Genomic DNA, 3,461 nt, shown 5'->3' on the forward strand with positions numbered 1-3,461 from the left:
GGGGGGTGTGGGCCCCCCGCTGCGCCCCCCCCCCAGCGGGGCGGCCCCACGAGGGCGGGGGGGCTGGAAAAGCCCCTGCCTCTCAGGGGGCGCCACTACCGGTGGTCTTTCCCGTGTAGATTCGGCATTCCTCTTGCAGATGGAGCTGGTGATGAAAGGGAACTGCCTGTGCGGTGCGGTCGAAGTGATCGCCAATGAGCATTCCGAAATTGGCCTATGCCATTGCAGCATGTGCCGGCGCTGGTCCGGCGGCCCGTTGTTCGCGGTGCATTGCGATGACCAGGTACAGGTCATCGGCAGTGCGTTGAAGACCTATCGATCCTCAGACTGGGCCGAGCGCGGTTTCTGCTCACAGTGCGGCACCCACTTGTACTACCGGTTGGTGCCGGACGGCGAATACTTCGTGCCGGCCGGGCTGTTCCAGGAACAATCGTTCGAACTGGCTAGCCAGATCTTCATCGACGAAAAGCCGTCGTACTACGAGCTCGCCAACGAGACGCCGAAACTCACCGGGCGCGAAGTATTCGAGCAGTTCGCCAACGGCAACAGCTGATTGCCGCTGGCTTGGCTGCGATCAGCCCGCGGGTTCCTTGCCATCGTCCTCGTCGGCATCGCCGAGGATGATGCGCGCGCTGCGCTGGTAGCTCCAATACGCCACCGCCCAGTTGAGCAGCACTACCAGCCGGTTGCGGAAGCCGATCAGGAAGAACACGTGCGCGGCCAGCCAGAACCACCAGGCCAGCAGCCCGGACAGTTGCAGCTTGCCGACATGCACGATGGCCGCCATGCGACCGATGGTGGCGAGGTTGCCCTGGTCGTTGTAGCGGAATGGTGGCGGCGCCGGCTTGCCGGCCAGGCGCGCGCGGATCACCTGCGCAACGTAGCTGCCCATCTGCTTGGCGGCCGGGGCCACGCCCGGCACCGGCCGGCCATTGGCCTGCATCAGCGACACCAGATCGCCACCGGCAAAGATCTCGGGGTGGCCAGAGACGGTGAGATCTGGTTCCACCTGGATGCGGCCGGCGCGGTCCAGCGGTACCTCCAGCGTGCGCGCCAGCGGTGAGGCAGCGACACCGGCGGCCCACACTACGGTACGCGCCGGCACATGCGTGTCACCGAGCTGGAAGCCCTGTCCGTCGATATGGTTGACGGCGGTGCCTGTCAGCACTTCCACGCCCAGCTTCTCCAGTTGGCGGCGTGCCTTCAGCGACAGCACTTCCGGGAACGAAGACAGCACCCGCGGCCCGGCTTCGACCAGCCGCACCTTGGCATCGGCCGGATTGATATGGCGGAACTCGTTTTTCAAGGTATGCCGGGCGATCTCGGCCAGCGTGCCGGCCAGTTCCACGCCGGTGGGGCCACCACCGACGATGGCAAAGCTCAGCCAGGCTGCACGTTTGGCCGGGTCTGGCTCGGCCTCGGCGCGCTCAAAGGCCAACAGCAGCTTGCGGCGCAGGTACAACGCGTCGTCCAGCGTCTTCAGGCCGGGCGCATCGGCCGCCCATTCGTCGTGGCCGAAGTAGGCATGGGTGGCGCCGCTGGCGACCAGCAGCAGGTCATAAGCGATCTGGCTGCCATCGCCGAGCTGCACCTTTCTGGCGTGCTTGTCGATGGACACCACTTCGCCCAGTCGTACCTCGATATTGCGTTGCCTGCCGAGGATATGCCGCAGTGGCGCGGCGATATCCGGCGAGGACAGGCCGGCGGTGGCTACCTGGTACAGCAGGGGCTGGAACAGATGGTGGTTGCGGCGATCGACCAGGGTGATGCGCAAGGGGGCATCGGCCAGTGCTCGGCTGGCCCAGAGCCCGGCGAAACCTCCGCCGATGACGACAAGGTGCGGGTGTTGCGGCATGACGTACTCCGGTGGGGCCGGTGAACCGGCCGTGGGGGCGGGTTGTCAGCGCCCATCATCGCATTGATGTGCTTTGAAACAGCGATGACCGATACTGGCGGTCAGCTTGCCGCCATGGAGTCACCCCGTGTCTGAGCCCGAAAAGCGTATCGCGTTGTTGATCGACGCCGACAACGCACCGTCATCGAAGATCGACGAGATTCTTGTGGAAGTGGCCGCCTTCGGCGTGGCCAATGTGCGCCGTGCCTACGGCGACTGGAAGAACCCTCGCCTGAAGGGTTGGGAAAGCGTGTTGCATGAGTTCGCGATCCGGCCGATCCAGCAGTTCGCCTATTCCAAGGGCAAGAACGCCTCGGACATGGCGATGGTGGTGGATGCGATGGACCTGTTGTACGCGCGCAACCTGGATGGCTTCGCGATTGTCTCCAGCGATGCCGACTTCACCCCGCTGGTGATGCGCATCCTCACCGATGGCGTGAAGGTGTATGGCTTCGGCGAACAGAAGACGCCGTTGGCCTTCGTCAACGCCTGCTCGAAGTTCACCTATCTGGAAGCGCTGGGCAACGATGCGCCCGAAGTCGTCGAGCAGGTGGCCACCAGCAGTGTGCCGCCTGCGGCGACTGCAACGGAAGTCTCCGAGCCGCCTGCGGCACCGATCAAGCCGCGCAGCAGCAATGAACTGCGCGGTGACACGCGCTTGTTGAACCTGCTGCGCGGCGCGGTGGATGCGGCGGCGGATGAGCAAGGCTGGGCACTGCTGAGTTCGGTCGGCAACCAGATTGCCAACCGCGCATCGTTCGACTCGCGCAATTACGGCTATCGCAAACTGAGTGAGCTGATCGATGCCACTGGCCTGTTCGAGGTCAAGCGCGCGGGCAAGGCCTCGGCCGTGCGCGCGCTGCCGCGCAAGGGCGCACGTGAGGAATCCTGAGTTGAAAGGAGTGGATGCATGTTGAAGATATGGGGCCGGCGCAATTCCAGCAATGTGCGCAAGGTGCTGTGGTGTGCCGAGGAGATCGGCCTGCCGTATGAGTCGATCGAGGTGGGTGGTGCATTTGGCGGCACGCAGACCGCCGAATACCGCGCGATGAACCCGAATGGACTGGTGCCGGTGATCGAGGACCATGGCCTGCCGGTGTGGGAATCCAACGCCATCGTGCGTTACCTGTCCGCGCGCTATGCACTGGATGTGCTGTATCCGTCCGACCCGGTTGAGCGGGCGCGCAGCGAGCAATGGATGGATTGGACCACGTCGAGCTTTGCGGTGGCCTTCCGTGATCTGTTCTGGGGCGTTGTGCGCACCGCACCCGCTGATCGTGATGAGGCGCGTATCGCTGCGGCGTTGTTGCGTTGTGGTGAGTTGCTGACGCTGGTTGATGCGGCGCTGGAGAAGCAGCCGTGGCTGTCCGGCGAGCGCTTTGCGATGGGCGATATTCCGCTGGGCGCCTTCATCTACGCCTGGTTTGAAATGCCGATCCAGCGCCCGGAACTGCCGCATCTGGCGGCGTGGTATGCGCGCTTGCAGCAGCGGCCGGCGTATCGGAAAGGGGTGATGACGGCGTTGACTTGAGTTGATGCGAAGATTTTGGGTGCGGGGGTGCGGGGG

4 protein-coding genes are annotated in these 3,461 nt (G+C 64.5%); 3 read left to right on the top strand and 1 reads right to left on the bottom strand.

The window, feature by feature from the left end:
• Positions 1 to 151 precede the first annotated feature (151 nt).
• The gene (locus AC1VXC_RS20970) at positions 152 to 553 is read left to right on the top strand and encodes a GFA family protein (protein ID WP_313173626.1); all 402 of its coding nucleotides are present in this window, start codon (positions 152 to 154) and stop codon (positions 551 to 553) included.
• Positions 554 to 574: 21 nt separating this feature from the next.
• Here AC1VXC_RS20970 and AC1VXC_RS20975 read toward each other — a convergent pair whose 3' ends face one another.
• Positions 575 to 1,855: an NAD(P)/FAD-dependent oxidoreductase gene (locus AC1VXC_RS20975; protein ID WP_481539980.1), complete on the bottom strand. Its 1,281-nt coding sequence runs from the start codon at positions 1,853 to 1,855 to the stop codon at positions 575 to 577.
• A gap of 127 nt (positions 1,856 to 1,982) precedes the next feature.
• Between AC1VXC_RS20975 and AC1VXC_RS20980 the strand changes: the two genes are divergently transcribed.
• Entirely contained in the window at positions 1,983 to 2,786 is an 804-nt protein-coding gene (locus tag AC1VXC_RS20980; protein ID WP_481539981.1) for an NYN domain-containing protein, read from the top strand.
• A gap of 18 nt (positions 2,787 to 2,804) precedes the next feature.
• Positions 2,805 to 3,425 (top strand): glutathione S-transferase family protein, encoded by a 621-nt coding sequence (locus tag AC1VXC_RS20985; protein WP_481510852.1) that lies wholly within the window; start codon positions 2,805 to 2,807, stop codon positions 3,423 to 3,425.
• Positions 3,426 to 3,461: the final 36 nt, after the last annotated feature.

This window comes from Stenotrophomonas sp. STEN033 (assembly GCF_056856655.1).